The following is a 26,244-nucleotide window of genomic DNA, read 5'->3' as shown; positions in this document are numbered from 1 at the left end:
TCACAGCATCCAGTCGGAATCCTTGCCCAGGGCGAGCGTCAGCCGCTGCCAGCGCGCCTGCACGGTGGCGTCGATCTGGTTGCTGGCCGTGTCGACCTTGCAGCCGCCGCGCGCGATGGTGGGGTCTTCGATCACGCGCCAGCCGCCCTTGTCCAGCTCTTCGGCAATGCCTTCGCGCACCACGGGCGCATCTTCCGGATTCAGGATCAGCAGCGCAGGCTGTTGTAGCACCGGCAGGTATTCGATCGCTTCACGGACGATAGGCAGGATCAGTTCCGGCTTCACCTGCAACGCATTCTTCAGCATGCCCTTGGCCAGGTACAGGGCCAGGTCCAGCACATCATTGGCGATCAGCTGGTCGGCCTGGCGCAGCGATTCGGCGAAGTTCTCGGCCATCGCGCGCAGGGGATCGAGCATCTGTTCAGTGGCAGCCCGGCCCGCTTCCAGCGCTTCGGCCGCACCTGATTCGTGGCCGGCGGCATAGCCGTCTTCATAGCCTTCCTGGCGGGCCTGTTCGCGGATTGCCGCGAGCTCTTCTTCAGTCGGGTAGTCGGGCGGAGGCGGGACCTCCTCATACGCCGCAAGCTCGGCAGCGTGCGCGGCCGCTTCTTCGGCGGCCGCAGCTTCCGCGGCGGCACGCGCCTCGGCTTCCTCGCGCTCGCGCTGGGCCACGGCACTGGGACGCATGTCCCCGAAGGACTTGAGCTCCCAGCGCTGGAAGGCGGTCTGCTGTTCTTTCGGAATCTGCGCCATCAGATGAAGCTATCCTCGCCTTTACCGCCCAGCACGATCTGGCCTTCGTCCGCCAGGCGGCGCACGATCTGCAGGATCTGCTTCTGCTGGGTTTCCACTTCAGACAGGCGCACAGGGCCCTTCGATTCCAGGTCTTCGCGCATCATCTCGGCGGCACGCGCCGACATGTTCTTGAAGACCTTGTCGCGCAAGTCCTGCGACGCGCCTTTCAGCGCGATGATCAGCATTTCGGACTGCACTTCGCGCAGCAGCAGCTGGATGCCGCGGTCGTCGATATCGATCAGGTTGTCGAACACGAACATCTCGTCCATGATCTTCTGCGCCATATCGTTGTCGTAGTTCTTGATATTGTCCATCACGTTCTGTTCCTGCTCGCCGGACATGAAGTTCAGGATCTCGGCTGCCGCGCGGATGCCGCCCAGCGTGGACTTCTTGATGTTTTCATTGCCGGACAGGAGCTTGGTCAGCACGTCGTTCAGCTCTCGCAGCGCGGCCGGCTGCACGCCGTCCAGCGTGGCGATACGCAGCACCACGTCGTTGCGCAGGCGGTCGGTGAAGTGGCCCAGAATTTCGCAAGCCTGGTCGCGCTCCAGGTGGACCAGGATGGTGGCGATAATCTGCGGGTGTTCGTTGCGGATCAGTTCGGCAACCGATTGCGAATCCATCCACTTCAGCGATTCGATGCCGGACGCGTCCTTGCCGCCCAGGATGCGGGACAGCAGCACGGAAGCCTTGTCGTCGCCCAGCGCCTTGGTCAGCACCTGGCGGATGTATTCGTCGGAATCCAGGCCCACGGTGGAGGCGGCTGCGTACTGGTCGCGGAAATCGTCCAGCGTATTGACCACCACTTCGTGCGGCACGTTCTTCATGGTCGCCATCGCGGCGCCCAGCTCAGCACTTCGCGCGGGCCGAGGAATTTCATCACTTCGGCCGCTTCGCCTTCGCCCATGGCCAGCATCAGAATGGCAGCCTTTTGCAGACCGGTGTTCTCGTTAGTCATTGTTGCCTATCCATTCCTTGATGACGTTGGCGACGATGCGCGGATCTTCCATCGCGAGCTTCTTGGCCAGCGCCAGGTTGTCGCGGTAGGTGCGCGCCGTATTTTCTTCCATTTCGGCGATTTCCTGCGCCAGCATTTCTTCCGGCGTCGGGCCGCTCGGTGCTTCGATGACTTCTTCTTCCGGCTCCGGCTCTGGCTCGTTGATTTCGTCGATCTTCTTGAACACCGGACGCATCATCGGGCGCACGATGCGCAGCAGGATGTAAAGCAAAATCAGCGCGGTGATCAGGAACTTCGCCAGTTCCTTGGCCAGCGGCAGGTTGGCCGGGTCACGCCACCATTCCAGCGGCGGCTCCGGCGCCTTGTCCACGCCATCGAACGGGGCGTTGGCCACGCTGACCGAGTCGCCGCGGTCCTGGTTGTAGCCCATCGCTTCGCGCACCAGGCTGTTGATCTTCGCCATTTCTTCCGCGCTCAGCGGACGCACGGTAACTTTGCCATCCTTGCCGACGATACGCCGGTAGTTTACTACGACGCCCACCGTCATGCGCTTCAGGCCGGCCATGGCTTTCTGCTCGTAGCGGACGGTCTTGTCGACTTCGTAATTGGTAGTCGACTCCTTGTGCGACGGGCCGCCGTTGGCGGTCGCAGCCGTGCCCGGCTGGCCCGGCGCCGGCGCGGTGCCTGGCGGATTGGTGGTCAGCGGCGCGGTCGCGGTGCCCGGCGGCTGGTTGGACAGGGCGCCCGGCACGCCGCTCGGATTGGCGTTCGGATTGCCCGAAGTCTCGCTGCTCTGCTGGCTGCGGATGGCGGACGCGGCGGGCGGGGAGTTCGGCTTGTAGGATTCGGCGGCCTGTTCGACGGCGGAGAAGTCCACGTCCGCCACGGCTTCGGCGCGCACATTGCCTTCGCCCACGATAGGCGTGATGATCGATTCAACCTGCTTGATCACCTGCTTCTGCAGTTCCTGCACATACTTGAGCTGACTGGCGTCGAGGTTCTTGGCGTTGTTGCCGGCGGCGCCATTTTTGTTCAGGTCGGACACCAGGTTGCCGTTCTGGTCCACCACGGTCACATTGGCCGGGGTCAGTTCAGGGACTGAGGACGCCACCAGGTGCACGATGGCACTGGTCTGGGCCGGGTCGATGACGCGGTTCGGGTGCAGGTTCAGCAGCACGGACGCGGTCGGCTTCTGCTGCTCGCGCACGAAGACGGACGGCTTCGGCAGCGCCAGGTGCACGCGTGCCGACTCGACGGCGGCGATCGACTGGATCGAGCGCGCCAGCTCGCCTTCCAGGGCGCGCTGGTAATTGACCTGTTCCAGGAACTGGGACACGCCCAGCTTCTGGTTTTCCATCAGTTCGAAGCCCACGTTGCCGCCCTTGGGCAAGCCTTGGGCGGCCAGCTTCAGGCGTATGTCGTGCACCTGTTCGGATGGCACCGAGGATGGCATTGCCGCCTTCGGAAAACTTGTGCTTGACCTGCATCTGGTCCAGCGCCGCCGTGATGGCGCCGCCGTCGCGGTCGCTATAGTTGGAGAACAGGACCTTGTAGTCCGGCTCCTTGTTCCACAGCCACAGGATCAGCACCACGGCCAGGATGCCGGCGGCCGCCGCGCCCCGCGCCAGGTTCTTGCCCATCGGGGTCTGGAGGAAGGCAAAACGTCCGGCCGGCTGGGCGGTCTGGGCGTCCGGTGCGTCGGTATCGAGTTGTTCGGCGGCTGCTGCCATGGGTTTATCTGTGTGGGGTTATGGGCCTGTTGCACATTATCAGGCGCTGTTGCGCTCTTTAAAGGCTTGAAAAGAAGGCCGTTTCCCGTCCTGCTTGTTGCCAGCTGCTTGCTCTGGCTGCCGTATTCTGGAAGCCTGACAGTAGGCATATATTGTAGCTCGGCAACAGACGCTTGAAGTGTCGTTGTTCCGCTACAGCAACAGATTGGAGTAGATGATGAGAACAGGCGGCATCGACAATAGCCAGATCCAGGCCATGATCGCCCAGCTGAAGGCGGCGGCTACACGCCCGCAAGCCACGCCGCCGGCCATCCAGACCGAGCAGCCGGCCTCGAAGGTTGACTTTTCGCAGGCGCTGAAGGGGGCGCTGGACACGGTCGCGGCTTCGCAGAATACGGCCGAGGGGCTGAGCAAGCGCTTCCAGATGGGCGACGATTCCGTGAATTTATCGGACGTGATGATCGCGCAACAGAAGGCGGCGATTAATTTTCAGGCAACGATGCAGGTGCGTAATAAGCTGGTGCAGGCGTATCACGACATCATGAACATGCAAATTTAAAGTCGGGGTCAGCTCTGTCATTCGGACACGCGAACCTATTCTTTGATCTGGCTCAATACGCCGAAATGCGCGTTTTTGCGTATTGATGTGAGTCAAATGTTAGCGCTCGCTGTCCGAATGACAGAGCTGACCCCGAATTTCGGGTGTCACGGCGGAGCACGCACGGCCGAACGTGGATTTGGCGCCTGGATGGCCGCGGCGCGTAGGGCGGATCGTTTTGATCCGCCGTCTTAGCTCAGTCCGGCTATCCGCGCGTTGCGTTCGCGTTCGAGCTTGGTGATGTAGCGCTGCACGGCATTCAGCGCGGAACGGGGGATGTCGACAAACTGGCACCCCAGCCGCCGGTTCGATTTGTTGTTCAGCAGCGTCAGTTCGATCGAATTACGGATCTGCAATCCGGTAGCGATCGTGCCAGCTTCCGGCAGTTCGATGCGGCAATCGTGGTAGATGCGGCCGATCGTATCCCCCAGGATCAGCCGATTGTCGAGTATGGCAATACCACCGCAGCTGATATCCGCCAGCGGGAAATGCGTGGTGCCGCCGCCCATCTCGGCCGGCAGCGGAATCTCCACGCGCACCGGATTGCTGACCGGCGTCGCCATGCGATAAAACTCGCGGCGCTGCAGGCGGATCAGGCTGGTCGGCACGGCAATCTTCAGGGCCTGGCCGCCTTCAAAGGTCACGGATTGCGCGTTCGCGCTGCCGAAAATGATGCGGATCTTGTCCAGCGAAGTCTCATACGAAATCTGCTTGGCCGACAGGATGCGGCGGTTCTGGTCGGGGTTGATCGAGCAGTCGAGGATGACCGCGTCGTTATCGGGATCGACTTCCAGGATAGAGGTCACACAGACATCCGACTCGCCGTGCACCAGCATGCGGATCAGTTGCTTCTTTTCGCTGATGCCGCGCAGCAGGGCGATTATTTCGCGGCGCGATTCGACCTCAAAATCATGCCAGTTCTCAAGGTCCGCATCCGAAATATAGGTGTGCATCAAAGTCCGTTGTCTGGGGAATCGATCGGTACGCTCAGATCCGGCGCCGGGGGCGGGGGCTGTCCAGACTTTTGCGTTGCTTCAATATGATATAGCCATGCCAACAGTTCCGCAATTGTACGGTAGAGCATGGGCGGGATCTGGGCGTCGAGGTCGACGTCCATCAGCAGCGATACCAGTTCCTTCGATTCGTGGATGTGCACGCCGTGTTCGGCGGCGACGGCAATGATCTGCTCCGCAACCAGTCCACGCCCTTTGGCGACGACTTTCGGCGCCGCCTGGCCGCTCTTGTAGGCGAGTGCCACGGCGCTTTGCAGCGGGCGGCGCGGCAGTTCAGGATTGTCCATCGCCGCCATCCTCCGCGCTGATGGTCAGCGAGGCCAGCGGCGCGCCCGCCGCATCCATCGCGCTTTGCAGCACACTGGCCCAGGCGCGCAGCGTGGCGGCCGTGTCTTCAGAGCCGGATTCGACGGCGATGTGCACCTGGTCGCCCACCATCGTCACGCTGGCGCCGACCTTGCCCAGCAGCGGAAGGCGGAAGCGCACGCCGCTGCGCCACACGGGCGCTTCTTCGCGCTCGCCTTGGCCGCCGTGGCTGCCGCCATCGCGGCGGTCGCGCTCTATCTGCCATTCCATCGGCTGGCCCGGCCAGGCCTGGCCTTGCCAGATCAGCTTGCCCTGTTCCTGGGTGTGCAGCTGCTGGTTGATCATTTGCGCAGCGGAGAGATCCGGTCCGCTTAGCAATTTTGCTGCGGCCTCGGCAGGCGATTGCGAGGCAGCCTGCGCCATGCGCTGCATCTGCGGTTCGCGCTGCAAGTCCTGCAGGCTGCGCTTGCCTTCGGCCCATTCGGCCACGTGCGATTCGTAGAACAGGCCGCTGTCGCCGATGGCGTGTTTCAGGTTTTGCGTCAGCTTGTCTGCGTCGGGCGGGCCGCCCAGCGAGAGGGGGATCTTGCCGTTGATGGTGACCGGTACGCCGGGCGTGGTGTAGGCGTTGGCCAGTGCAGTCGAGATCGCGCGCGCGGCCGGGCTCAGCGTGGATTGCGGCGTGTTCTTGTCCAGGGCCGGCAGCTGGTCGGCAGGTATCAGGGGCGCCTTGCTCAGCAGGGTGGCGGCGGCGCTTTGCGGACGGGCTTGCGCGGCGGCGTTGGCGCCGGGTCCGGTTGCAGCATGCGCGTCGGCGGTGTCCGTGGCGGGCTGGCCGGGCAGAGCGGCCTGCTGCGCGGCCTGCCGGCCCGCCTGGCTGAGGGTGCTCGTGTCCTGCGACGGCAGGCGCGACGCGTCCATCGCCGGCGGCGGATTGTCTTCGGTGTAGATGACGGCGGCCTGGCCGGCGAGCGGATTGCCGGCGCCGATCTGCAGCGTGGGCCGCGGCTCGGCGGCCACCACGGTCAGCGGCAACTGGGTGCCGGCCTGGATGTTCGCCGGCAGCAGCATGCGCGCTGCGGTATCGGCCACGCGCACCAGGTAGCTGCCATCGGCGAATTTGGAGAGAACCTGGCCGGACAAGGTTTGGCCGACCATATTGGAGATCGTGCGCTGGAAAGCTTCCTGGCGCGCCGCGTTGACGGGCGGCGCAGGCAGCCGGGTTTCGACCGGCGTAACGCCGCGCACATTGCCCGTATCCAGGCTCGGGGGCAGCACGGCGCCCCCTTACTCAGACGCCGCCGTAGGCGTTGGCCAGGCGACGTTCGGTACCGGTGCTGGAAATCAGTTTGGACAGCTCGGCCATCCACGGCATGGTCAGGTCGCGGATCTGGTGGTCGTCGTCGAGAATCTGCTTGATCATGGCCAGCTTCTGCGCACGCTCGGCGCTGTCCAGCACAACCGCGTCTTCATTGCCGCGCAGGCGGCTTACCTGGGCGGACACGCCCGCTTCCAGCTCTTCCAGTCGGTCCCATTCTGCAGCCTGTGCCGCGCGCAGCATCGAGGCGCTCAGCCTGGCCATTTCCCCGTACACCGACAATACTTCCTGATTCGTCATCGTTATCCTCAAATTACGCAAAGGCAGGGGTCTTGGCTGGGACCGGAGCGGCGCCCGCATTGCCAATCTGGTTCCAGGTGTCGCGCAGGTCGGCCAGCAGGCCGCGCACTTCTTCCAAGATTTCCGGCTGGTTCTTGAGATTCGCTTCCAGCAGGCGGCGGCTCATGTAGTCGTACAGCGCGTCCAGGTTCTGGGCGATCTCGCCGCCCACTTCCTTGTCCAGGCTGGCGCGCAGGCCGTTGTCGATGATCTGGATGGCCTTGGAAATGGCCTTGCCTTTTTCCTGCACATTGCCAGCGTTCATCTGCGTGATGCCGGTCATGATGGCGGCCAGTGCGCCGTCGTACAGCATGACGATCAGCTTGTGCGGCGAGGCGGCGGTGACACCGGTCTCCAGGCCGACTTTGGCATAGGCGTTAACGCCGCGTTGAGTGGTTCCGAACATAGTCTCTCCTCTGTTCCTGTGATCAGCCGTTGGCGGCCAGCGATGCCAGCTGCTGAGTCAAATACTGTTGCGTGGATTGCATCTTCGACAGGGTCACATCCAGTGCGGTGAACTGGGTGCGATAGCGCTTTTCGATGTCGTCCAGTCTGGCCGAGAAGGCGTCGCGCTGCTTGGCAATATCCTTGATGCTGTTGTTCAGGCCGGCGGTTACATTGCTGATCAAGCCTTTCGCACCCAGGAACGATGTGGCCAGGTTGTTCAGCTGGTAGCCGTAGCCTTGCGAGAAGGACACCGAACCGCGGCTGCCGATGGTGCCGCCAGTGATTTCAATTTTCAGGCCTTCGACATCGGTGCCGCCGGCGCCGGTCAGGGTCTGGCCGCTGCCGACCACGGGATGGCCGCCCAGCGTGCCGGCCACGTCGGTGCCTGCCACCGGCGTGGTGGAGCCGAACACATCAGCCACGGTGCTGCCGCTGACGTCGGTCAGCGCAATATTCGAAGCCGAGCCGTACTTGCTGGACGACAGTACCAGCTTGCCATTGCTGTCGATGGTGGCGCTGACGCTGGCGCCGTTCGATGAAAACGCCGACAGACCGTTGATCGACGATTGCAGTGCCTTTGCCAGTTCCTGCGGCGTGTAGGTGCCGGGAGGAATGGTGACGTTGGCGATGTTTTTCGAGTTGCTCGGCGTGGTGTCGTTCAGCGACACTGCCCACACCGTATTCGCGTTGATGGTCGTGGTGCCGCCGACTGCCGCGGCGCTGGTCATCGCGCCCTGGGTGGCCATGGCCGTGATTTCCAGGTCATACGTGCCGGGCTTGGTGGCGGCGGTCGAACTGACGAAGCCGACCTGGTTGTCGGTCGCGGTACCAATGGCGGCGAACAGGCCGGCGATGTCGGAGAAGTTGCCGTCGATCGCTTTCTGCAGCTTGCTGTTGTCCAGGGCCAGCGAGCCATCCTTGTCGAAAGTAATGCCGACCTGGCCCAGGTTGCGCAGGCCACCGGACAGGCCGGTGATTTCCGAACCCAGCATGCGGCGCAGCTGGGACTGGATGGTCTGGGCGGTCGCATCGCCCTGCAGTATGCCGGCTTTCTTGGTTTCCGGGTCGTAGGCGGTGAGGTCCTTCAGCGCCTTGTTCAGGTCGTTGTAGGCCTTGACGAAGGCGGTCAGGTTGCTCTTGATCGTGCCGGTGTCCTTGGACACGTTGAGCGTGGTGCTGCCGACCTTGGTCACGTTCAGGGTCACACCCTGGATCGCTTCGCTGATCGCATTGGACGAGCTGGTGACCGTGATGCCATTGACGTTGACCTTGGTATCCTGCGCAGCCGAAGTCTGTTGCAGCGCCTGCGTGCCGGCCGGGTCGTAGGACAGCAGGTTGGAAATCGCGCTGTCCGGCGGATTGCTGCCGTCGCCGTTCATCGTGATCTTCATCGATGCATTCGCGCCGCTCTTGGTCGAGGTCAGCACGAGACGGTAGGGCGTGGCGCTGCCGTCATTGATGATGCTGGCCTGCACGCCGATATTGGCCTTGTTGATGGCGTCGCGGATGCCTTCCAGCGTGTTGTTGCTGCTGTCGATCAGCACCGAGGCGGACGGCTGCGAGGCATCCTGGCTGAAGCCGGCGCCCATGAAGCTGCCGCCGCTGCCGGCGGTAAAGCCGGCCAGCGCCGGGTTGGTGCCGCCGATGGTGATCGGACTGCCGTTGGCGGATGCCAGGGTAATGCTGGTGGCGGAAGCATAGGTAGCGCCCGCGTTGGCGGTGCCGGCGGTCGTCTTGGCGCCGCCCGTCACTTCGCCGGCTGCGCCGCCGACCACTTCCTCGACGGCGATGCTGCCGCCGCTGGCGTTCTTGAATTCGAGCGTGCCCGCGGCGGCGCTGCCGGTATAGGTGATGCCTGCCGCGGCCAGTGCGGTTGCGGCGGCGCTTGAGCTGTCAGCCAGGTCGGCATCGATGCTGGCGGCGGTCACACCAGCGCCGGCGGCCACGCCGCCCGCCTGGCTGGCAATTTCCACGCCGCCGACTGTCAACGAGTAGCTGCCGCCCGCGGCGGTTTCCACATCGCCGAAGGTCGAGAAGATATTCGATACGCTGGCGGTCACGCCAGTGTTTGCGCTCTTGGCATTGATCGCGTCAGCCAGCGCCACGGCGCTGTTGGTGCTGGACGAAGTGGCAATGGCGGTGCCGTTGATGGACAGCGCGCCGTTGCTGATACCGTTGTTCAGCATCGCGGCCGTCAAGCCCACGCCTTGGGTGCCGAAAGAGCCGGACGTCGTGCCGAACTGGAAAAACAGCGTGGTGGCGCCGCCCAGTCCGACAGCCGAGGATTTGCTTGCCAACCCGCTCGTGGTCAGGCTCTGCGCCTGCGCCAGCTGGGTGACGTTGATGTTGTAATTGCCCGCCACGGCTTTCGAGCCTGCGCTGGCGCTCAGCACCGTGGTATCGCCGGGCGTCGTGGTCAAGCCGTTAAACGCCGACGCGTTGGTCAGTCCGCCCAGCGCGCTCTGGAACACGCCGATGGCGCCACTGAGCGAACCGATGGCGCTCAGCTTGGACTGGAAAGACGCGGTCTTCTTGTCGTAAGTTTGCAGTGGCACCGATTCGGCAGCCATCAATTTATCGACAATATCATTCACGTTCAGGCCGGAACCCAAACCGGGGGACGACAATGTTGGGGTAGACGAAACAGCCACGGCGCACTCCTGAGAAAACAGAACAAGTCTAAGGTATTTACGGCAGATTCAAAGGGGACTTGAGAGGGGGAAATACCGGTTTGTTTTCAGACGCTGCGATTCGCCAGCATAAAACAAAAAGGCCCGGCCTGCCGCATGCGCGGACAGGCCGGGCCGTATTGCCAGGCAATCAGGCTTCCTGGTCGACCAGCAAACCTTTACTGTTGGCTAAGGACTTAGCGATTTGCAAAGCTTCCGGCGTGGGGATCTGGCGCAGCACTTCCTTCGTGCTTTGGTCGATCACCTTGACGATAGTGCGCTTGCTGTCATCGTCGATCGAGAACTCGAGGCTTTGGGCCTTGCTCTGCAGCGTCTTGTTGATTTCCGCTACAGCTTGTTCGACTTCCTTCAACGATGGTGCTGCGGCCTTGGCCTTGACGGCATCGGCAGTGTCTACTGTTGCGGCCGGCGCGCGGCCGGCTACTGGCAGGGCGACCGTTTCGACACCCACGGCCCGGTCGGGGCGGGGGGCGGCAGTCGCAATCGAATCAATAGTCATTCGGGCCTCCTAGTGACAAACCCCCGCCCGGAAAATCCGGGACGGGGGTGTGCTTTAGCTAGCTTGTTGTGCTCGATTAGCCACGCAGCAGGCTCAGCACGCCGTTCGGCAGGGAGTTCGCCTGGGCCAGCATTGCGGTACCGGCTTGCTGCAGGATCTGGCCGCGGGTCAGGCTTGCGGTTTCAGCTGCGAAGTCGGTGTCCACGATACGGCTGCGGGACGAAGACAGGTTCTCGGTGGTCGCGCTCAGGTTCGAGATCGCCGACGAGAAGCGGGACTGCAGTGCACCGTAGTTAGCGCGCTGGTTGTTCACGGTTGCCAGTGCTGCATCGGCAATCTTGATCGCCAGCTGGGCGCCGTCGAAGGTGGTCACGTCCAGGGAAGCCACGGACTTCAGGCTGGAAGCCTGGGCGGTGGTGGCGGAAGCTGCTGCGCCCAGACCGTAGCCGGTGCCGGCGTCGGTGATGGAGAAGCTGTTCTCGGAGTCGAAGGTCACACGGCCGTGAGCGATCGAAGCGGCGCCGCCAGCGGTGGTCTGGGTGGTTACCGGAGTTGCCACCAGGCCGCCGTTGGTCTTGTACGTGGCCATGTCGAAGTTGGTGTTCGTCACGCCAGTGTTGGTGTTGGCGATGCTGATGTCGGCGCCGGTGGCGCTGGTCAGCTTCAGGCCGCCATTGGTCTGGTCGTACTGGGCCGTGATACCGGTCTTGGCGGACTGTGCGTTGATGGCGTTGATGCCAGCAGCATAGTCGGCCGCCGAAGAGCCCACGCCGGTGCCGGAGCCGCCAACCGAGAAGGAGATCGATACAGCGGTGCTGTTATCGCCCTTCAGGTCGAACTTGAAGGACTCGCCGCTGGTCAGCGACAGGTTGACTTCGGTCTTGGCAGTAGCGGTCACGCCGGTATCGCTGGTCAGCTTGTTGACCTGCGCAGCGATGGATTGTGCGGTGTCGGTCGCGGTCGCGGTGTAGCTCTTCGAACCACGGGAACCGGAAACGGTCACTGCGCCGCCGGTGATGGCGGTGTCGACCTGCACGGCGTCGTTTTCCACACGGTTGTCGCCGTAGGTGTTGGTCAGGAAGTTCGCGCCGTTAGCGGAGATCAGCTGGTTTGCATCAGCGCCGATCTGGAAGTTCGCGGTACCCATGGTGCCATCCAGCAGGGCCTGGCCGTTGAAGGTGGTGGTCTGGGCGATACGGTTCAGTTCGGACGACAGCTGGGTCACCTCAGTCTGCAGAGCCTGACGGTCGGAAGCGCTGTTGGTGGCGTTGGACGACTGCACAGCCAGTTCGCGGATACGCTGCAGGATGTCGCCGGAGGATGACAGTGCGCCTTCAGCGGTCTGAGCCAGGGAAACGCCGTCGTTTGCGTTGCGGGTTGCCTGGTTCATGCCGCGGATCTGCGAAGACATACGGTCGGAGATCGCCAGGCCTGCCGCATCGTCTTTCGCGCTGTTGATGCGCAGACCGGAAGACAGACGCTGCAGGGACGTGGACAGGCTGGCCTGGGATGCGCTCAGGTTACGCTGCGAGTTCAGGGAGGCGATGTTGGTATTGATTACGGAAGCCATGGTAATTCTCCAAAACTTGGTACTGCTAGTTGGGCTATTTGCTCGTTCACTTTGGCCCGCCACGTTGTTCCGTGACGATCAAGCCGCTGTTGTTTTGGGTAACGGTTGCCGTGCGGGAACCTTTAGGGGGATTTGAGAGGGAAAAACCGGCATTTTCCCTCTAAAGTCGGGGCGGGGACGCCCGCTTAAACGGCGGGGTTTTGGGGAACTTTAGGGGTAAAAAAGATTTTTTTGAGGCGAAAAAAAACTGCCCGGAGGCAGCTTTCTTGTTGAAACCCTAACACCTGGATCAGACCCGAGGGGGCTGACCCAGGGACAAGGCTTAATTATTCAGCAACAACCACGCGATTTTTGCCCGTGCGCTTGGCCTGATACATCGCCGCATCCGCGCGCTTGACCAGTTCGGTCTGCCCTTCGTGCGGCCGGCGCAGGGCCACGCCGGCGGAGAACGTAATCAGCACCTTCTCATTCTCATGCATGAAGAAGTGACGGGTCAGCTCGCGCTGCAGCCGGGTCATGGTCGCCACGGCCGCCTCAATCGAGGTCTCCGGCAGCAGGATCAGGAATTCCTCGCCGCCGAAGCGGGCGATCACGTCCATCGAGCGCAGGGTTTCCTTGACCACCTTGACCAGGTGCTTCAGCGCATTGTCGCCGGCGATATGGCCCAGCGAGTCGTTGAGCTTCTTGAAGTCGTCCAGGTCCAGCACCGCGATGCAGAGCGGCGTGCCGCGGCGGTCGGCACGGGCGGTTTCGCGTTCGAAGATATCGTCCAGGCCTCGGCGGTTCAGGGAACCGGTCAGCTGGTCCTCGCGCACCAGTTCGCTCATATGCTGCAGCTTGGCTTCCAGCGCGTGGATGCGCGCTTCCGCGTCCTGCACCTCCTGCTGGGCCGATACCATGCGGTCGCGGGCCATCAACGCCTCGCTCTGGACCAGGCGGGTTTCCTTCAGTACATCGTCCAAAATCTGGTTGAGCTCGGAAATATCCTTGGCCTGGCTGATCTTCTCGGAATAGCCGCCGATCTTTTCGTGGAAGTCGCCGGTGGAGGTGGCCACGGCGCCCAAGCGGTCGATGAAGGTCATCATCATATTCTTGACCGTTACCTTGACGTCGGACAGGCTGTGCTTGAGCTGGCTCTGTTTATAGATGACGTCTTTCAGGCTGCGCGTTGCTTCTTCCAGCGCGCGTTGGTCGAGCGGACCGGCAATCAGGTTCTGCACGGCGTCGATCTGGCCGCGCAGCCAGGAATCGTCATCCAGCAGTTCGGATACGTTCTCCAGCAGCAGGCGGAACAGGCGCAGCAGCAATTCCTGCTGCTCGGCCGTGTCGCCGCTGCGGATCTCGATCTGGTAGCACAGCTGCTTCAGGCGCGTGCCGATCTCGGCCAGCGCCGCTTCAGTGTGGGCCTCCTTGGTGGCGGCGCCCAGCGCTTCGGCTTCGGCCACCAGCGTTGGTGTGCCGCTCAGAAGGGATGCGACGGCAAAGGTCAGGGTGCGGCTCAGCAGTTCACGCAGCTGCCTGGCCTGTTCGCCCTCGGGATTCGGCGCCAGTTCGATGCCGCCATCGGCACGCAGCACGGGGCGATCGGCCAGCGCGGCCAGCGTGCGGGCATAGGCTTCCCAGTCGCGCGCCTTGACGGCCCGGTTGAAGCGGCGGCCGAAGTCGGCCAGCTCGCCGGACTGCTCGGTCAGGCGGGCGGCAAACTGGGTCAGCACGTTTTCCGGGCCTGGGTCCGCAGCCGGCGCTACGGCCGGGGTGACGCCGATGATTTCGTGGTAGATGTCGCGATACGCTTCAGGCGTAGGGGCAATCCGGCGCAAGGCGAGGCGGCGGAAAGCCTCGCGAGCAACATCAGCCGGATTCATGTCCGCCGCGGCTGGATTGGTGGGTTTGCTAGACATCTGACGTACAGCCTTTACAAGGTTTACCGATTGTCAGCATCTTAGGCCAACCTTTGTCCAGTTTATCTTTTGATTAGCGGGGAGAAACTTGCTTTATTTACGGGCAAGGTTTCGGGCCGCGGGGACGGCGGAGGCTGTCCGTCAATCAATCAACTGGTTTTTGATGGCGTAATGTGTGAGCTCGGCGCTGTTCTTCAGTTTCATCTTGACCAGGAGGCGGGCGCGGTACTCGCTGACGGTCTTGACCGAGAGCGACAGCTCCTTGGCAATCGCGCCTACGGTCTTGCCGGAGGCGATCATGGTCAGGGTCTGGTATTCCCGGTCCGACAGGGTTTCGTGCAGGGCCGCCTGATGGTCCTCACCGACATGATTGGCCAATTCCTGGGCCAGTGCCGGACTAATGTATTTTAATCCGCTAGCGACCTGGCGTATCGCATTGACGAGCTCTTTTGGCGCACTTTGTTTGGTCAGATAGCCCGCCGCGCCGGCTTTCAGAGAACGGATCGCGTACTGGTCCTCGCGATGCATGGACAGCATCAGCACGGCCAGCTCCGGCTTTTCCTTCTTGATCTGCTTGAGCACTTCGATGCCGCTGCGGTCGGGCATGGAAATATCCAGCAGCACTACGTGGCAGCCCGATTTGCGGAACAGCTTGACGGCGTCCAGCCCGTTTTCGGCCTCGCCGGCGACCACGATGTCCTTGGTCTCGGCCAGGATCTGCTTCAGGCCTTCGCGGACAATGGCGTGGTCATCGGCAATGAAGACCTTGATAGTGGCTTTTTCGCTCATGAGGATCGTTATTTCGTTACGGCAACTCCTTGGTTCGCTATTTTAACGTCCACAGCGCTTGCCGGGAGCCGTAATTTGATCGCAACCACCGTGCCGCCGCCCGGCGCGTGGCTTAGCGTCAACGTACCGCCCAGCGCATTGGCGCGCTCGGCCATGCCGCGCAGGCCGAAAGAGTCGGGCTTGCTGCGGTCCGTGGCGTGGATACCCTGGCCGTCATCGGTAATTTTGAGGCTCAGGATGCCGCGCGCGCGCTGCAGGCGCACCGTGACTGTCTTGGCGTCCGCATGCTTGGCGATATTGGTCAGCGCTTCCTGGGCGATGCGGAACAGGGCGGCGGCCTGGTCCGGATGGAGGTCCAGGTCCTTCACATTGGACTCGAAACTGCAGGGGATGCCGGCCTGGGTGGCAAATTCCTTGACCTGCCATTCCAGTGCGACGGGCAGGCCGAAGTCCAGCACCGAGGGACGCAGATCGAGCGAGATGCGGTGCACGGCATCGATGGTGCGGTCGACCAGGGAATCGACATAGGCGGCTTTCTGATGCAGCGTGCTGTCGCCTTCCGGCAGGCGCGCCGCCAGCATGGCCAGGGCCATCTTGATGGCGGTCAGGTTGCCGCCCAGGTCGTCATGGATTTCGCGGGCGATGCGCTCGCGTTCCTGTTCCTTTACCTTTTCGATGTGCGCCGTCAGTTCGGCCAGGCGAGCGCGGCTGGCGCGCACTTCCAGCTGTTCCAGTTTGCTCTCCGTGATGTTGCTCATGATGCCTTCCCACTGCACGGTGCCGTCTTCCAGGCGGTGCGGGGTGGAGCGCAAGTTGATCCACTTCACGTCCTTCCAGGCTTCGACCCAGATGCGGCCTTCCCAGTTCCAGCTCCAGAGCGAAGCGGCCGAAGCGTCCATTGCTTCCTGATAGGAGGCGCGGTCTTCCTGCAGGATCAGTTCGAGGAAACGGTGCGGCGCGGCCTGCAGCTCGCTGGCCGTGATACCGAGCAGCGCCAGGCAGCCGTCGCTCAGGTAGGGGAATTCAACGCTGCCGTCGGGCAGGCGGGAGAACTGGTAGACCAGGCCGGGTGTGTGTGCGGCAATGGCATCGAGAACAGTAGGTTGGCACGGGTGCATGGGCGATAGTGTAGCGTCACCGGCGCCGTGCACGCCAGAAAGCGCTAAAGCGGCGCAACACCCTGAGCGCACGCTTGTCGTGACGGCCACCGGGACCGCGCCGCCACAGCCTGCGCAGCCAGACGCGGCAGGCATGCAACGCCTCCCGGCATTCGCGCCAGGCGGCGGTGGCCTTCAGGCGCGCGATCCAGCGGTCTTTCAGATCGATGAACCAGTTGTGCAGGCGGGCAAACCATTGCAGGCGCAGCAGGGCAGGGCGGGTCAGTCCGTACAGCCGGGCTACCGCCGCCGCACCGGCCAGCTTGGCGGTGATGAAAACGGCCAGGCCCAGCATGGCGTGTCCATGGGCAATGGCCATCAGGGCCAGCAGCTTGACGGGGAACAGCATCAATGCTGGTAGCACGAAGACTGCCAGCGCGGCAAAGGGGCCAAGCTTGCTGATGAAGCGTTCCAGCGCGCGCAACGGCGGAAATTGCGCCAGTTTCGCCATGAAGCGTGCGCCCACGTCCCACAGCCATTCCTCCAGCATCAGGAAGAGGGCGGCCAGGTAGACGAGTGGGGCAAACAGGCGGCGTCTGAATGTGTACAATCGCTTCATGTGGGTGCCATTATTGCACCATTAGACTTAAGCAGATATGAACAAGGCATTCGTAAAAGAGAGCGAGCAGGACGACGACGATGATGCCGTCCCTGCCGCGCTGGCGATCCCGCCGGGATCGAAGAACTACATCACCCCCGCGGGCTACCAGCGCATCAAGGATGAGCTGCTCCAGCTGATTGACGTCGATCGGCCCGAAGTGGTGAAAGTGGTGCACTGGGCGGCGTCCAATGGCGACCGTTCCGAAAACGGCGACTACATCTACGGCAAGCGCCGCCTGCGCGAAATCGACCGCCGCATCCGCTTCCTGACCAAGCGGCTGGACCTGGCTGCTGTGGTTGACCCCAGCGTGCACCATGGCAGCGATCAGATCTTCTTTGGCGCAACCGTGACATATGCCAAGCAGTCCGGCGAAGAGCAAACCATTACCATCGTTGGCATCGACGAGTTTGATCCGTTGAAGGGCAAGATCAGCTGGATCTCCCCCGTCGCCCGCACGCTGACCAAGGCCCGTGAAGGCGACACCGTCACGCTTCACACGCCCACTGGCGTGGAAGAAATCGAAGTCCTCGAAGTCAGCTACCCCGCGCCTGGCGAGGTTTGAGGCGGCTCAAACTGGCCTGTTAAAGCGCCGCTAAACTCCTCAGAACCCACACCGTAAAGCTGGTGTCTGCCACATCGTGGCAGACACCTGGTTCACGCCTTTGGTTTTGATTGGAGCAAACGGCATGCCACGTTCATCGCGTGACTTCGATCCGGGCACTTGTTTGCACATTGTCCAGCGCGGCGACAACCGGCAGCAGTGCTTCTTCAGCGATGATGAACGCTCGCGCTTTCTCAATTTGCTCAATCATTATTGCCTCAAGTACGGCTGTGAACTGCACGCTTATGTGCTGATGACCAATCACGTTCACCTATTGCTGACACTCCGCGAACGCGAAGCGCATAGCAGGCTGATGAAGTCGTTGACCCAACGTATCTCGCAGTATTTGCACTGGCGTCACTATCAAACCGGCACGATGTGGGACGGGCGGTATAGGTGCTGCGTCGTACAGCAGGAGGACTATCTGTTGTTGTGTCAACGGTATATCGAACTGAATCCGGTCAGGGCCGGGATGGAGTCGTTTCCGGGGGCTTATTTGTGGTCGAGTTATCGGTGCAACGCGGAAGGGAATGCGAACTCACTGGTTACGCCGCATGAGGTGTATCTGCGGCTTGGTGGTGATACGGTTTCTCGGGCGGCTCGATACCGGCGGCTATTTGATATACCGTTTGCACAGATGGTGTCCCCAGGAGTGGTGTACGAGAAGTGATTCTCAAGGGGCTGGGTCCCCGATCAGTTGATCACGGCAGAGAGCCGTGCGGACTGATTGTCGCTCAAGGACTGCAATCCTTCAAGCTGCATGTATCGGCGTTGCAGTGACCACTCGTCATTTTGCTCCAGCATCAAGGCGCCCACGAGCCGGATGATGGCGCGGTCATTGGGGAAGATGCCAATAACGTTAGTGCGGCGTTTGACCTCGGCGTTCAGGCGTTCCAACGGATTGGTGCTGTGAATCTGGGTTCGGTGCGCCTTGGGAAAGCTCATGAAGGATAGAACCTCATATTCGGCGTCATCCATCATGGCAGCCAGCTTGGAGAATTTGGCCCGCAGCTGGTCGGCCACTGTTCGCCACTGCCCGCTGGCTGCCTCGGCGCTTTCCTGCACAAAGATGGTATTGATCATGGCCAGTACGGCCTGGCGCTGGCCTTTACCAACATGCGCCAGGGCGTTACGGATAAAGTGCACACGGCAACGCTGCCAAGTTGTCTTCAACACCTTGCTGGTGGCCGCCTTCAGCCCTTCATGGGCATCCGAGATAACCAGCTTAACGCCACGCAGCCCTCGCCGCGTCAGGCCGCGCAGAAACTCGGTCCAGAAAGGCTCAGCCTCGGAAGGGCCGGTCGCCACGCCAAGGATTTCGCGCACGCCGTCAGTGTTGACGGCCACCGCGATTATCACGGCCACTGACACGACTCGGCCGGCCTGACGCGATTTAACGTAGGTGGCATCGATCCACAGGTAAGGCCAATCGCCTTCGATAGGCCGACCAAGGAAAGCTTGTACCCGCTCATCGATCTCTTCGCACAGCCGCGAGACCTGACTCTTGGAGACGCCGGTCATGCCCATAGCCTTGACCAGTTCATCGACTGAGCGGGTGGAGATGCCCTGAATATAGGCCTCCTGAATCACCGCTGTTAGCGCCTTTTCGGCTGTGCGCCGTGGCTCTAGGAAGCCGGGGAAATAACTGCCGCTGCGCAGCTTTGGTATTTTGAGATCGACTTTGCCGGCCCGGGTTTCATAAGCACGGTCGCGATAGCCGTTGCGGCTGTTGATGCGTTCCTCACTGCGCTCGCCATAGGCGGCCTGGCAAAGCGCTTCCACGTCCATTTCCATGAGCCGCTGCAGGGCATGTTGCAAGGTCTGACGGATGAAATCTGCATCCGCCCCCTTTTCGGCGAGCTCGGATAGTGCGATAGTGGCGTTGGTCATTGTGTTTCCCTTAGGTTGAGTTAAGGTCTTCGCAAACCCAACATTACCTTAAGAATCACAATGGCCGCCCTCAAGCAGCCTTCCTAAACGCCGACTCCGGCGACCTCTTCATACACCACACCCTGGGGCACCATCTTTGCACAAGCCGACCTGGATCGAATTCGCACCGCAACACGTAGCGAATTCGCAATTGGCGACCAGGCATTTATGCGGGCCGTTGCAGAAAAACGAAAACCCATGGCATAAACCTGGTGTCAGGCACGATGTGCCTGACACCTGCTTTGAGGCCGTTGGTTTTTAGGCGCGTTCGCGGGAAACGCGGTTGACGCCGGCGACCTTGCGCACGTTGCGCAGCAGGGCGGCGAGGTGCACGCGGTCCTTCACCTGGATGGTGAAGCGCAGTTGGTGGAGGATGTGCTCGCGGTCCTCGTCCATGCCGACGAAGGTGATGTTGCCGTCGGATTCGCCGATTTCGGCAGCCACGCGGGCGAGGATGCCCTTCTCATTGTTGATCAGCAGGCGGATACGCGAGTCGAAGCGGCGGTTCAGCTCGGTGCCCCATTTCACGGCGATCCAGCGGTCCGGTTCCTTCTGCTTGAGGCGCTTGGCCACGGTGCAGTCGGCGGTGTGGACTTGCAGGCCCTGGTCGCGGCGCAACTGGCCGACGATGTGGTCGCCTGGGATCGGCAGGCAGCACGGCGCCAGTTGCACAGACACGCCCTCGCTGCCGTAAATCGTGACCGGATCGAGATCTGCCGCGCTGTTGTGGTCGATTGGCGCGGAAGCGGCCGACTCGCCGCCCATCAGCCCGAAGATATGGCGCGCCACGAGCGCAGCCATGCGCTTGCCGATGCCGATGTCGGCATACAGCTCCTCGGGCGACTTGGCCGACGATTCGTTCAGCAGGCGCTCCATCAGCGGACCCGGCAGGTCAGGCGAAATATTGATCGCGTGCAGGGCCTGGTTCAGCAGCTGCTGGCCGAGGCGGATCGATTCCGGCAGGTTGATGGTGCGCAGGTGGTGGCGGATCGCCGAGCGCGCCTTGCCGGTGCGCACGAAGGACAGCCAGCTCGGCGAAGGACGCGAATCAGGGTCGGTCGTGATTTCCACGATATCGCCATTACGCAATTCCGTGCGCAGTTGGGCCGGCTCGGAGTTAATCATTACGGACACCGTATGATCGCCGATGCCGGTGTGGATCGCGTAAGCGAAATCGATCGGCGTGGCGCCGCGCGGGCAGCGCGATGATCTTGGACTTCGGCGTGAACACGTACACCGAGTCCGGGAACAGGTCGACCTTCACGTGTTCCAGGAATTCGGCGGAGTCGCCCGTCTGCTGCTGGATATCGAGCAGGGACTGCAGCCACGCGTGGGTGCGCTGCTGCATGTCCGACATGTTCGCGTCATTGTTCTTGTACAGCCAGTGCGCCGCCACGCCCGATTCGGCTGTGCGGTGCATTTCCTGGGTGCGGATCTGGAATTCGACCGGCGTGCCGTAGGGGCCGATCAGCGTCGTGTGCAGCGACTGGTAGCCGTTCAGCTTGCGGATCGCGATGTAATCCTTGAACTTGCCCGGCATGGGCTTGTACAGCGAGTGCAGGGTGCCCAGCGCCACGTAACAGTTCGAGAAGCTGTCCACCACCACGCGGAAGCCGTACACATCCAGCACCTGCGAGAAGGTCAGGCGCTTGGCGCGCATCTTCTTGTAGATGCCGTACAGGGTCTTCTCGCGGCCATAGACCTCGGCATGGATGCCGGCCATGCCCAGCGTATTCTTGACCGCTTCCATGATCTTGCCCACCACCTCGCGGCGGTTGCCGCGCGCCGCCTTCACGGCCTTGGACAGCACGTGATAGCGCAGCGGGTACAGGTGGGCAAAGGAGAGTTCCTGCAGCTCGCGGTAGATATTGTTCAGGCCCAAGCGGTGCGCGATGGGCACATAGACTTCCATCGTCTCGGCCGCGATGCGGCGCTTCTTGATGGGCGCCATCACGTCCAGCGTGCGCATATTGTGCAGGCGGTCGGCCAGCTTGATCAGAATGACCCGCACGTCCGAGGCCATGGCCAGCAGCATCTTGCGGAAGTTTTCCGCCTGCGCTTCGATCTGGCTCTGGAACTCGATTTTCTCCAGTTTCGACAGGCCGTCCACCAGATGCGCGACCGGCGCGCCGAAACGCTCGATCAGTTCATCCTTCTTGACGTCCTGGTCTTCCATCACATCGTGCAGCAGCGCGGCCATGATGGCCTGCGCATCCAGCTTCCAGTCCGCACAGATTTCCGCCACCGCGATCGGGTGCGAGATATACGGTTCGCCCGACTTACGCACCTGGCCCAGGTGCATCTCGTCCGAGAAGCGATAGGCTTCCTTGACCTTCTTCAGGTCGGATTCGCCCATGTATTCGGCGAGCTTTTCGGTGAGATGGCTGATGGTCGCGACGCTGGCGGCGTAGGACGAGGTGGAATTGGATGCTGCAGAAACGTCAACGCCCGGCGTAGATTTAGCCGGGCGCCTTGCCCGGCGGGCGGGCTGTTCAGTCACACTGGAGTCGGTGCTGGTCAGGTTCATATCTGGTCAGTGATGGAATCCTACTGGGTGAACCTGTGACATGAAGGTCGGGAACCAGGTTCCCAGCTTACATAGGGACCTTTTTCAGCATTTCCAGACCCACTTTACCGGCGGCGATTTCGCGCAGCGCCACCACGGTTGGCTTGTCCTTGGCTTCGACCTTAGGGGTGTGGCCTTGCAGCAGCTGGCGGGCGCGGTAGGTTGCGGCCAGGGTCAGCTGGAAACGGTTAGGTACGTTTTTCAGGCAATCTTCGATCGTGATACGGGCCATTCTTTATACTCCTGGATGCGTGTATTCGGTGATTATTCTGCGTGGCCGGCGTGGATACCCAGCTGGGTAAACAGCGCGGCGCTGCGGGCGGCTTGCTGCGGGAAACGGCAACGGGCCGAACGGACGATCGCGCTCAGCTCGGACAAGGCGACCGGGAACTCTTCGTTGATAATAACATACTCGAACTCCGGCGCGTGGGCGATTTCGCCGCCTGCCGCCAGCAGCCGGCGGGTGATCACGTGGGGTTCGTCCTGGCCGCGTTTATGCAGGCGTTCTTCCAGCGCCGCGATGGACGGTGGCAGGATGAAAATGCCCAGCGCCTGGGCGAACTGCTTCTTCACCTGGCGCGCGCCTTGCCAGTCGATCTCCAGCAGGATATCGGTGCCGGCCTTCATCTGTTCTTCAACGAAGATGCGCGAGGTGCCATAGTAATTGCCGTGCACTTCCGCCCACTCGAGGAATTCGCCTGCTTCAGCGCGCTTGAGGAAGTCCTCCGGCGTGGTGAAGAAGTACTCGCGGCCATTCTGCTCGCCAGGACGCGGCGCGCGGGTAGTGGTCGAAATCGACAGTTTGATCGCCGGTTCCTGCGCCAGCAGGGCATTCACCAGCGTCGATTTGCCGGCGCCCGAAGGGGCTGCAACCATGAACAGGCTGCCGGAAAAGTGTTGGCTCATTTGCAATTCTCAATAGGGGGCGCTCGCCCAAAGATCTATTTTACCAAGAGCAACGGCGGTCGGGCTAGCGTTGCGGAACAAAGCTTGCTCCGGATATATTGCTGTATGACCACCACTCAAGATCCCCGATATATCCAGCTCGTCGAGCACTTGGCGAGCGTCCGTCATAACGCCAATATTACACAGGCTGACCTTGCAGACGCGTTCGATCAGGCGCCGTCCTGGGTTGAAAGCGCCGAATCCAGGGCGCGGCCGCTTGACATCGTCGAACTGTTCGACTGGCTGACCGCCATCGGCTACTGCCACAAGACCTTCTTCACCGAGCTCGGCTGGTTCACGCCGGACGAGGACACGCCCGCGCTGCCCCTGCGCGGCGAGGCCATCGGCGACCCGCGCGGCGTGCGCGTGCCCATGGTGTGGCAGGGCCGCATCAGGGAAGTGCTACTGGAAGGCATCACGCGCGAAGGCTATCTGTGGCTGGAGACGGAAATCTGCGCCCTCTATGCCCAGTTGAACCTGCCGCGTCCCAAGCTGAAGAACCGCGAGGCCGTGGCCCGCGCGCTGGAGTTGGCCATCAACAAGTTCCCGCGCGTGAATGCCAGCGACCTGTTCCACCATATCGTCCACCGGCTCTACTTGCGCGAGTACACGCGCACCCAGGCCGACCGCAGCTGGCAGCGCGCCGGCATCGAGTCGCTGGAGCCCTTCGTCGAAACGCGCTATGCGGCGAAGATGGTCAAGCGCAATGTGGTGGTGCGCTGGCTGGCCCGTCCCGCCGACCGGAACGCCGCCTTTGCCGCGCTTGATTTGCCTGTCAAGGCGGCCCGTCCGCCGGTGGCGCTGTATGGCTCGATCCGCGGCGTGGAACATCTGTTTGGCGCCATTTTCGTGCGGCCTGAGGATGCTGCCACGGCCCGCGCGCTGCAGGAGCAGGGGTATGTTGCGTATCTGCTGACGCTGGATGCCCACTCGGCGCCGCTGCCGCTGGGTGACCTGGTCAACCGGGGTGAGCTGGGAACGCAGGACGCGCCGACCGCGCTGCGCGGCGCGATCGAAGCCGGCTTTACCGCTTGCTACTCGTACAACAGCCGCACCGTGACCGGCGGCCGTATCAACGAAGCCACCTTTGACCCGAAGTGGGATCCGCTCCCGCTGGAGCTCGACCGCGCCTGGGCCGCCTTCCGCGCCAGCAGGTCGCTGTAATTGGCTTAAGACCCACAGCAAAAGCAGGTGTCAGGCACGATGTGCCTGACACCAGGTTTCCGCCGTGGATTTTATTTTTTGCTTGCGACTAGACCGACCGGTCTATAGAATGCATTGCATGGAGACCAAACAACCCACCACCCGCGAGCGCCTGATCAACGCCATGATCACGACCCTGCAGCACCGCGGCCTGCACGGCGCCGGCCTGAGCGAGATCCTGTCCGTGGCGAATGCACCGAAGGGCGTGCTGTACCACCACTTCCCCGGCGGCAAGGATGCGCTGGCCGTGGCCGCCATCGAAGCGACCTTCAGCTACCTCTGCCACAAGCTGGACAGCTACGTCGCGAAAGAGCCGGATTTCACGTCCGCCCTGCAAGCCTGGATCCTGCGCGCCCTGCGCGGGCTGGACGATTCCGAGTTCGAGCTGGGTTGCCCGCTGGCCGCCGTAGCCCTGGAATCGACCGCCGCCGACATCGAAATCCGCCGCACGCTCAGCGAAGGCTTCGCCACGCTGCGCGCGCGCATCGCCGACGTGCTGGTAAACGCCGGCCACCCGCCTCAGCGCGCCGCCGCCATCGCCGCCCTGATCATCGCCGCCTACGAGGGCGGACTGCTGCAGGCGCGCGTGGCCAACGATACAGCGCCCATGGTGCAGGCCATGGACGCCCTGATGCCGATGCTCAAAGTGGAGAAACGACCATGAGCCAGTTGCCGCCAGGCGCGCGCCCGCACCGCCTCACCCTTCCTGCCGCCGACGGCTACGCACTCGCGGCCACCAGCTATCCAGCCATTGGCGCCGAGCGGGCACGTCTCATCGTCGCCGGCGCCACCGGCGTGCCGCAGGGCTTCTACCGCCGCTTTGCCGAATATTCTTCCGCCCGCGGCTACAGCGTGCTCACTTTCGACTACCGCGGCGTGGGCGAATCGGCCCCGCGCTCGCTGCGCGGCTTCGAGGCGGACTTCCTGGACTGGGCCCGCCTGGACCTGAGCGCCGTGGTGGACCAGTTCTCCGCCGGCGGCGATGCGCCGCTCTACCTGGTCGGCCATTCCTACGGCGGCCATGCGCTCGGCCTGCTGCCCAATCACGCGCGCATCGACGGCATGTATATGTTCGGCGTAGGCGCCGGCTGGCACGGCTGGATGCCGCGCCGCGAACGTCCCCGCGTGTGGCTGATGTGGAGCGTGATTGGCCCGCTGATTACTCGCTGGAAGGGCAGGCTGGCCTGGAGCATGCTGGGAATGGGAGAGGACCTGCCGATCGGCGTCTATCGACAGTGGAAGCGCTGGTGCAATTACCCGCGCTACTTCTTCGACGATCCCACGGTGCCCGAAATCGCGGAGGGTTTTGCCCGCGTGCGCACGCCGATCCTGGCCCTGAACGCCACCGACGACCTGTGGGCGCCGCCCCGTTCGCGCGATGCCTTCATGAGCGGCTACCGCCACGCGCCGTGGCACGGCATCGATGTCGAACCGGCATCGCGCGGCTTGGGCAAGCTTGGCCACATGGGCTATTTCCGCCAGCACGCCGAGCCACTATGGGCCGGGGCGCTGGACTGGTTCGAAGGACTGGGCCGCTAGCGGTTCAGCACGCGCAGCAGTTCCTGTGCCGCGGCGGGCGCTCGTTCCTTGGCGCCGTTGATGAAGTAGACGAACACGTCGCGCTTGCCGCCATCGCTCCATTCCTGGGCTTGTGTGGCCCATTTCTTCAGCGCCGGCTTGGTGTAGCCGGTGGTGACCTCGCTCTTTGCACTCATCAGACGCGCGTACACGAAATCGCCCGTGATGTCGCTGAAGTTGGGGAATTTCTCACTGTCGGTGATGACGGTGGCGACCTTGTGCTTGCGCGCCAGCTTCAGGTATTCCTCGCACATGAAGCTCTCGTGGCGCGCGTCCAGCACATGCTGCAGCTTAAGCTTGCCCAGCTTTTTCGGCAGCAGCTTGAAGAAGGCCGCCACATCGTCCGGATCGAACTTCTTGGTGGCGGCCAGCTGCCACAGGATGGGACCGAGCTTCTCGCCCAGTTCTGACAGGCCGCTATTGAGAAAGCGCTCGATCGATTCGCCCGCGTCGCCCAGCACCTTGCGGTTGGTGGCGAAGCGGTTAGCCTTGATGGAAAACCTGAAGTCGTCCGGCGTCTGCTCATACCAGCTGGCGAAAGTCGTCGGCTTGAATGTGCTGTAGAAGGTGCCGTTGACCTCGATGCTGGTGAGCTGGCGGCTCGCGTATTCCAGCTGGCGCTTCTTCGATACATCCGCCGGGTAGAAAGTCTCACGCCATGGTTCGAAATCCCAGCCGCCTATGCCTACCCGAATGCGCTCCGCCGCCATG

23 protein-coding genes and 3 pseudogenes are annotated in these 26,244 nt (G+C 62.5%); 6 read left to right on the top strand and 20 right to left on the bottom strand.

Going from position 1 to position 26,244, the window contains the following annotated elements:
• The 3 genes and pseudogenes from ACHMW6_RS27245 to fliF form a co-directional block, all read right to left on the bottom strand.
• Positions 1-753 carry a flagellar assembly protein FliH gene (locus ACHMW6_RS27245; RefSeq protein ID WP_395401586.1) on the bottom strand — a complete coding sequence of 251 codons (753 nt, stop codon included), beginning with the start codon at positions 751-753 and terminating at the stop codon, positions 1-3.
• Positions 753-1,753: pseudogene (fliG, locus tag ACHMW6_RS27240) on the bottom strand (flagellar motor switch protein FliG). The gene ACHMW6_RS27245 and the pseudogene fliG overlap by 1 nt, the downstream one beginning before the upstream one ends.
• A pseudogene (gene fliF / locus ACHMW6_RS27235) lies at positions 1,746-3,483 on the bottom strand (flagellar basal-body MS-ring/collar protein FliF). The pseudogenes fliG and fliF overlap by 8 nt, the downstream one beginning before the upstream one ends.
• A gap of 217 nt (positions 3,484-3,700) precedes the next feature.
• Here fliF and fliE point away from each other — a divergent pair.
• Positions 3,701-4,042 (top strand): flagellar hook-basal body complex protein FliE, encoded by a 342-nt coding sequence (gene fliE / locus ACHMW6_RS27230; protein WP_395408725.1) that lies wholly within the window; start codon positions 3,701-3,703, stop codon positions 4,040-4,042.
• Positions 4,043-4,272: 230 nt separating this feature from the next.
• On the opposite strand, the gene ACHMW6_RS27225 is transcribed toward fliE, so the two are convergent.
• The 12 genes from ACHMW6_RS27225 to ACHMW6_RS27170 form a co-directional block, all read right to left on the bottom strand.
• Positions 4,273-5,034 (bottom strand): flagellar brake protein, encoded by a 762-nt coding sequence (locus ACHMW6_RS27225; protein WP_395401584.1) that lies wholly within the window; start codon positions 5,032-5,034, stop codon positions 4,273-4,275.
• A complete protein-coding gene (locus tag ACHMW6_RS27220) occupies positions 5,034-5,381 on the bottom strand; it encodes an EscU/YscU/HrcU family type III secretion system export apparatus switch protein (protein WP_395401582.1) in 348 nt (115 codons plus the stop codon). Before ACHMW6_RS27220 ends, ACHMW6_RS27225 begins: the two co-directional genes overlap by 1 nt.
• On the bottom strand, positions 5,368-6,678 hold the full coding sequence (locus tag ACHMW6_RS27215) for a flagellar hook-length control protein FliK (RefSeq protein ID WP_395401580.1): 1,311 nt from the start codon (positions 6,676-6,678) through the stop codon (positions 5,368-5,370). Before ACHMW6_RS27215 ends, ACHMW6_RS27220 begins: the two co-directional genes overlap by 14 nt.
• A 13-nt stretch (positions 6,679-6,691) precedes the next feature.
• Complete coding sequence (locus ACHMW6_RS27210; RefSeq protein ID WP_395401578.1) at positions 6,692-7,018, bottom strand: flagellar protein FliT; 327 nt, start codon at positions 7,016-7,018, stop codon at positions 6,692-6,694.
• Positions 7,019-7,031: 13 nt separating this feature from the next.
• A complete protein-coding gene (gene fliS, locus ACHMW6_RS27205) occupies positions 7,032-7,463 on the bottom strand; it encodes a flagellar export chaperone FliS (protein WP_395401576.1) in 432 nt (143 codons plus the stop codon).
• Between the two features lie 22 nt (positions 7,464-7,485).
• Positions 7,486-10,155, bottom strand: a complete 2,670-nt coding sequence (fliD, locus tag ACHMW6_RS27200) for a flagellar filament capping protein FliD (RefSeq protein WP_395401572.1) — start codon at positions 10,153-10,155, stop codon at positions 7,486-7,488.
• A 169-nt stretch (positions 10,156-10,324) separates the two neighbouring features.
• Positions 10,325-10,693, bottom strand: a complete 369-nt coding sequence (locus tag ACHMW6_RS27195; protein WP_395401570.1) for a flagellar protein FlaG — start codon at positions 10,691-10,693, stop codon at positions 10,325-10,327.
• A gap of 76 nt (positions 10,694-10,769) precedes the next feature.
• Entirely contained in the window at positions 10,770-12,263 is a 1,494-nt protein-coding gene (locus ACHMW6_RS27190) for a flagellin (RefSeq protein ID WP_395401568.1), read from the bottom strand.
• Positions 12,264-12,589: 326 nt separating this feature from the next.
• Positions 12,590-14,164, bottom strand: a complete 1,575-nt coding sequence (locus ACHMW6_RS27185; protein ID WP_395401566.1) for a GGDEF domain-containing protein — start codon at positions 14,162-14,164, stop codon at positions 12,590-12,592.
• 141 nt (positions 14,165-14,305) lie between these two features.
• Positions 14,306-14,953 (bottom strand): response regulator, encoded by a 648-nt coding sequence (locus tag ACHMW6_RS27180; RefSeq protein WP_395401564.1) that lies wholly within the window; start codon positions 14,951-14,953, stop codon positions 14,306-14,308.
• An 8-nt stretch (positions 14,954-14,961) separates the two neighbouring features.
• Positions 14,962-16,071, bottom strand: coding sequence for a histidine kinase (locus tag ACHMW6_RS27175; RefSeq protein WP_395401562.1), 1,110 nt, complete (start codon positions 16,069-16,071; stop codon positions 14,962-14,964).
• Positions 16,072-16,087: 16 nt separating this feature from the next.
• Positions 16,088-16,669, bottom strand: coding sequence for a hypothetical protein (locus tag ACHMW6_RS27170; RefSeq protein ID WP_395401560.1), 582 nt, complete (start codon positions 16,667-16,669; stop codon positions 16,088-16,090).
• Positions 16,670-16,706: 37 nt separating this feature from the next.
• Here ACHMW6_RS27170 and greB point away from each other — a divergent pair, with 37 nt between their 5' ends.
• Entirely contained in the window at positions 16,707-17,273 is a 567-nt protein-coding gene (greB, locus tag ACHMW6_RS27165; protein ID WP_395401557.1) for a transcription elongation factor GreB, read from the top strand.
• Positions 17,274-17,349: 76 nt separating this feature from the next.
• Positions 17,350-17,982, top strand: coding sequence for a transposase (locus ACHMW6_RS27160; RefSeq protein WP_395401555.1), 633 nt, complete (start codon positions 17,350-17,352; stop codon positions 17,980-17,982).
• Positions 17,983-18,005: 23 nt separating this feature from the next.
• Here the strand turns inward: ACHMW6_RS27160 and ACHMW6_RS27155 are convergent, their stop codons facing one another.
• The 4 genes and pseudogenes from ACHMW6_RS27155 to gmk form a co-directional block, all read right to left on the bottom strand.
• Positions 18,006-19,202 (bottom strand): IS256 family transposase, encoded by a 1,197-nt coding sequence (locus ACHMW6_RS27155; protein WP_395401553.1) that lies wholly within the window; start codon positions 19,200-19,202, stop codon positions 18,006-18,008.
• Positions 19,203-19,499: 297 nt separating this feature from the next.
• A pseudogene (locus ACHMW6_RS27150) lies at positions 19,500-21,768 on the bottom strand (RelA/SpoT family protein).
• Positions 21,769-21,835: 67 nt separating this feature from the next.
• Positions 21,836-22,039, bottom strand: coding sequence for a DNA-directed RNA polymerase subunit omega (rpoZ, locus tag ACHMW6_RS27145; protein WP_005665923.1), 204 nt, complete (start codon positions 22,037-22,039; stop codon positions 21,836-21,838).
• 32 nt (positions 22,040-22,071) lie between these two features.
• A complete protein-coding gene (gene gmk, locus ACHMW6_RS27140; protein WP_395401549.1) occupies positions 22,072-22,713 on the bottom strand; it encodes a guanylate kinase in 642 nt (213 codons plus the stop codon).
• A 105-nt stretch (positions 22,714-22,818) separates the two neighbouring features.
• Here gmk and ACHMW6_RS27135 point away from each other — a divergent pair, with 105 nt between their 5' ends.
• The 3 genes from ACHMW6_RS27135 to ACHMW6_RS27125 all read left to right on the top strand — a co-directional run bounded on the left by ACHMW6_RS27135 (position 22,819) and on the right by ACHMW6_RS27125 (position 25,494).
• Entirely contained in the window at positions 22,819-23,916 is a 1,098-nt protein-coding gene (locus ACHMW6_RS27135; protein ID WP_395401547.1) for a hypothetical protein, read from the top strand.
• 118 nt (positions 23,917-24,034) lie between these two features.
• Positions 24,035-24,619, top strand: a complete 585-nt coding sequence (locus ACHMW6_RS27130) for a TetR/AcrR family transcriptional regulator (RefSeq protein ID WP_395401545.1) — start codon at positions 24,035-24,037, stop codon at positions 24,617-24,619.
• On the top strand, positions 24,616-25,494 hold the full coding sequence (locus ACHMW6_RS27125) for an alpha/beta fold hydrolase (RefSeq protein ID WP_395401543.1): 879 nt from the start codon (positions 24,616-24,618) through the stop codon (positions 25,492-25,494). Before ACHMW6_RS27130 ends, ACHMW6_RS27125 begins: the two co-directional genes overlap by 4 nt.
• On the opposite strand, the gene ACHMW6_RS27120 is transcribed toward ACHMW6_RS27125, so the two are convergent.
• Positions 25,491-26,243, bottom strand: coding sequence for a DUF72 domain-containing protein (locus ACHMW6_RS27120; protein WP_395401541.1), 753 nt, complete (start codon positions 26,241-26,243; stop codon positions 25,491-25,493). The two genes, ACHMW6_RS27125 and ACHMW6_RS27120, sit on opposite strands and share 4 nt — an antisense overlap.
• Position 26,244: the final 1 nt, after the last annotated feature.

It is taken from the genome of Pseudoduganella sp. UC29_106, from assembly GCF_044055365.1.
Lineage (GTDB): Bacteria > Pseudomonadota > Gammaproteobacteria > Burkholderiales > Burkholderiaceae_D > Rugamonas.
The sequence above is the reverse complement of the archived record's forward strand: the minus strand, read 5'-3'. Positions and strand labels throughout refer to the sequence as shown.

What these genes read in the sequence shown, in the direction of transcription:
- ACHMW6_RS27155 (WP_395401553.1), bottom strand. Translation starts at nt 19,202, where the DNA reads ATGACCAACGCCACTATCGCACTATCCGAGCTCGCCGAAAAGGGGGCG.
- greB (WP_395401557.1), top strand. Translation starts at nt 16,707, where the DNA reads ATGAACAAGGCATTCGTAAAAGAGAGCGAGCAGGACGACGACGATGAT.
- ACHMW6_RS27120 (WP_395401541.1), bottom strand. Translation starts at nt 26,243, where the DNA reads ATGGCGGCGGAGCGCATTCGGGTAGGCATAGGCGGCTGGGATTTCGAA.
- ACHMW6_RS27175 (WP_395401562.1), bottom strand. Translation starts at nt 16,071, where the DNA reads ATGCACCCGTGCCAACCTACTGTTCTCGATGCCATTGCCGCACACACA.
- ACHMW6_RS27245 (WP_395401586.1), bottom strand. Translation starts at nt 753, where the DNA reads ATGGCGCAGATTCCGAAAGAACAGCAGACCGCCTTCCAGCGCTGGGAG.
- ACHMW6_RS27220 (WP_395401582.1), bottom strand. Translation starts at nt 5,381, where the DNA reads ATGGACAATCCTGAACTGCCGCGCCGCCCGCTGCAAAGCGCCGTGGCA.
- ACHMW6_RS27180 (WP_395401564.1), bottom strand. Translation starts at nt 14,953, where the DNA reads ATGAGCGAAAAAGCCACTATCAAGGTCTTCATTGCCGATGACCACGCC.
- fliE (WP_395408725.1), top strand. Translation starts at nt 3,701, where the DNA reads ATGAGAACAGGCGGCATCGACAATAGCCAGATCCAGGCCATGATCGCC.
- fliS (WP_395401576.1), bottom strand. Translation starts at nt 7,463, where the DNA reads ATGTTCGGAACCACTCAACGCGGCGTTAACGCCTATGCCAAAGTCGGC.
- ACHMW6_RS27185 (WP_395401566.1), bottom strand. Translation starts at nt 14,164, where the DNA reads ATGTCTAGCAAACCCACCAATCCAGCCGCGGCGGACATGAATCCGGCT.
- gmk (WP_395401549.1), bottom strand. Translation starts at nt 22,713, where the DNA reads ATGAGCCAACACTTTTCCGGCAGCCTGTTCATGGTTGCAGCCCCTTCG.
- rpoZ (WP_005665923.1), bottom strand. Translation starts at nt 22,039, where the DNA reads ATGGCCCGTATCACGATCGAAGATTGCCTGAAAAACGTACCTAACCGT.
- ACHMW6_RS27225 (WP_395401584.1), bottom strand. Translation starts at nt 5,034, where the DNA reads ATGCACACCTATATTTCGGATGCGGACCTTGAGAACTGGCATGATTTT.
- ACHMW6_RS27210 (WP_395401578.1), bottom strand. Translation starts at nt 7,018, where the DNA reads ATGACGAATCAGGAAGTATTGTCGGTGTACGGGGAAATGGCCAGGCTG.
- ACHMW6_RS27170 (WP_395401560.1), bottom strand. Translation starts at nt 16,669, where the DNA reads ATGAAGCGATTGTACACATTCAGACGCCGCCTGTTTGCCCCACTCGTC.
- ACHMW6_RS27125 (WP_395401543.1), top strand. Translation starts at nt 24,616, where the DNA reads ATGAGCCAGTTGCCGCCAGGCGCGCGCCCGCACCGCCTCACCCTTCCT.
- ACHMW6_RS27190 (WP_395401568.1), bottom strand. Translation starts at nt 12,263, where the DNA reads ATGGCTTCCGTAATCAATACCAACATCGCCTCCCTGAACTCGCAGCGT.
- ACHMW6_RS27135 (WP_395401547.1), top strand. Translation starts at nt 22,819, where the DNA reads ATGACCACCACTCAAGATCCCCGATATATCCAGCTCGTCGAGCACTTG.
- ACHMW6_RS27195 (WP_395401570.1), bottom strand. Translation starts at nt 10,693, where the DNA reads ATGACTATTGATTCGATTGCGACTGCCGCCCCCCGCCCCGACCGGGCC.
- ACHMW6_RS27130 (WP_395401545.1), top strand. Translation starts at nt 24,035, where the DNA reads ATGGAGACCAAACAACCCACCACCCGCGAGCGCCTGATCAACGCCATG.